The 2,460-nt window shown below is 29.9% G+C and carries 4 protein-coding genes; all 4 read left to right on the plus strand.

What is annotated here, in order from left to right; all coding sequences use genetic code 11:
* A partial coding sequence (locus ACRC28_RS09490) for an ATP synthase beta subunit C-terminal domain-containing protein (RefSeq protein WP_438543209.1) occupies nt 1-652 on the plus strand: 652 nt, incomplete at its 5' end.
* Between the two features lie 9 nt (nt 653-661).
* Nucleotides 662-1,075 carry an ATP synthase F1 subunit epsilon gene (gene atpC / locus ACRC28_RS09495; RefSeq protein ID WP_438543210.1) on the plus strand — a complete coding sequence of 138 codons (414 nt, stop codon included), beginning with the start codon at nt 662-664 and terminating at the stop codon, nt 1,073-1,075.
* 151 nt (nt 1,076-1,226) lie between these two features.
* A complete protein-coding gene (locus tag ACRC28_RS09500; protein ID WP_438543211.1) occupies nt 1,227-1,601 on the plus strand; it encodes a GntR family transcriptional regulator in 375 nt (124 codons plus the stop codon).
* Nucleotides 1,602-1,603: 2 nt separating this feature from the next.
* Nucleotides 1,604-2,460: DUF1648 domain-containing protein (locus ACRC28_RS09505; RefSeq protein ID WP_438543212.1), on the plus strand; the 857-nt coding region annotated here is incomplete at its 3' end.

Below are 2,460 nucleotides of genomic sequence, written 5' to 3' on the forward strand. Positions count from 1 at the left end.
CAGATATTCACAAGCAGGGTCAGAGGTTTCTGCCTTACTTGGAAGAATACCATCAGCCGTTGGATATCAACCAACACTAGCAACAGAGATGGGAGCTCTTCAAGAGAGAATCACATCAACTAAACAAGGTTCAATTACATCAGTTCAAGCAGTTTATGTACCTGCCGATGACTTAACTGACCCAGCACCAGCTACAACATTCAGTCACCTTGATGCTAAAACAGTTTTATCAAGAGCAGTTTCAGAAAAAGGTATATATCCAGCTGTTGACCCTCTAGATTCATCATCAAGATTACTTGATCCTAGAATAGTAGGTCAAGAACATTATGATATAGCATCAAAGGTTAAAAATATTTTAGAAAGATATAAAGAACTTCAAGATATCATAGCTATCTTAGGAGTTGACGAGCTATCTGATGAAGATAAAGTTGTAGTTTCAAGAGCTAGAAAAATAGAGAAATTCCTATCACAACCTTTTACTGTTGCAGAACAGTTTACAGGAATGAAGGGAAGATATGTTCCAGTTAAAGAAACAATAAGAGGATTTAAAGAGATTTTAGAAGGTAAACATGATGATCTTCCAGAGTCAGCATTCCTTTTTGTAGGTAGTATAGATGAGGCTATAGAAAAAGCTAAGAGCATACAAGAGTAGGTGATAAATATGAATGGATTCAATCTATTAGTTATAACACCACATAAAAAGATATATGATAAAGAAACATCAATGATAAGCTTGAAAAATTCAAATGGAGAATTTTCAATCTTAGCAGAACATGAAAATTTAATTACACCAACACTTCCAGGAAAACTTACAATAACAACAGATGATAACAATGTATTAGAATACTTTGCATCTGGGGGAATCTTAAAAGTTAAAGATGGAACTGTAGTTTTATGTGCAGATACTGTAGAAACTAAAGAAGAAATCGATGTTAAGAGAGCTGAAATGTCTAAAGAAAAGGCAGAAAGCAAATTAAAAGATGAGAAATATAGCAATGAAGGTATAGATGAATTAAGGACAAGGTTAGCCCTTAGTCGTGCAATGGAACGTATTGATTTTGCTAGTAAGAAGTAGTTGGAATTAAGAATGAAAAATTTTAAATTTAGAATTTAGGAGAAAACTGGCTTGGGCCAGTTTTTTTTCTTTTGAATTTTAAGGAATAGTGTATCGAATCTTTAACACTTATGTTATATTATATGTATAACAATAATTGAGGAGGAGTTTAATGTTTATAGATGTTGAGTTTGATAGTGATATTCCAATTTATTTGCAGATAAGAAATGAAATAGTTAGATCTATAGCAATAGGTAATTTAAAAAATGGTGATAGTTTACCGTCAGTTAGGCAGATGTCTTCTATGATTGAAGTTAATTTACACACTATTAATAAAGCTTATAATTTACTAAAGGATGAGGGCTTTGTTAAAATTGATAGAAGAACAGGGGCAATGATTGATGTATGTGAAAGAGAAGCGTATAAAGAAGAGTTTGAAGAGAAGCTTAAACTTATACTTTCAGAGGCATTTTTAATGGGAATCTCTAAAGATGAGATTGTGGAAAAGGTTTTAGATAATTTTAAAAACTTTAAAAGGGAGAGATAGAAATGGATAGTGAGATTTTTATAATTTTCTTAGTAATGGTAGTTTTAATAGCTATGAATAATTATTTGCCTATAAAGGGGAGAAAAGGAATTTTGTTTGGATGTGTTGTTGAAGAGGAACAAAAGATTGAAGAGCCTTTTAGTGGAATAATTACAAAATATAAAAAGATAAATATAAGTACAGGAATTATATTTATTTTAATTGTTGTATTAGGTGGAATTTTAAAGAGTGAATGGTTACTTCCAATTGGAATACTTCTTTATATTGGTGTTAACTTTGTTATAAGTGCAAAAATGCATAAATTTGTGTTAGAGGCTAAAAAAACTAATATAGTTTATAAAAAGCCTAAGACAGTTGCAGTTTTAGAGAAAGTTAAACTTAGTAGTGGTAGAATTATTTACTATATAGGAATAGCTTTTATATTTATTTTTATAAATGGATATGAAATAATAACTAGATACAATGATTTGCCAGAAAAGATACCAACACACTTTAACTTTAGTGGTGTAGCAGATGGATGGACAGATAAAGGGTCTGGTGGAGTATATATAATGATGGGTACAATAGTACTACTTATTTTAATTTATATAGGATCAGATATTTTAATGTATAAAAGCACAATGAAAATTGATCCTAAAAACAAAGAAGGTTCATATAAAGCAAATTTAAAAACTAAAAAGCTTTTAAGCATAATGCTTGCACTTACTATGCTACCAGTTTTAATAGTATTTACATTAACTAATTTTGTAACACTTGGAATTATGGATGAAAGTGTACTAAAATATATTATGGCTATTGAATTATTAACAATAGTTGGAGTAATTGGCTTTTGTATAGTTATAGTAAAAGAAAAAAATAA

Origin of the sequence: Clostridium sp., assembly GCF_051650885.1 — a bacterium.
Lineage (GTDB): Bacteria > Bacillota > Clostridia > Clostridiales > Clostridiaceae > Clostridium.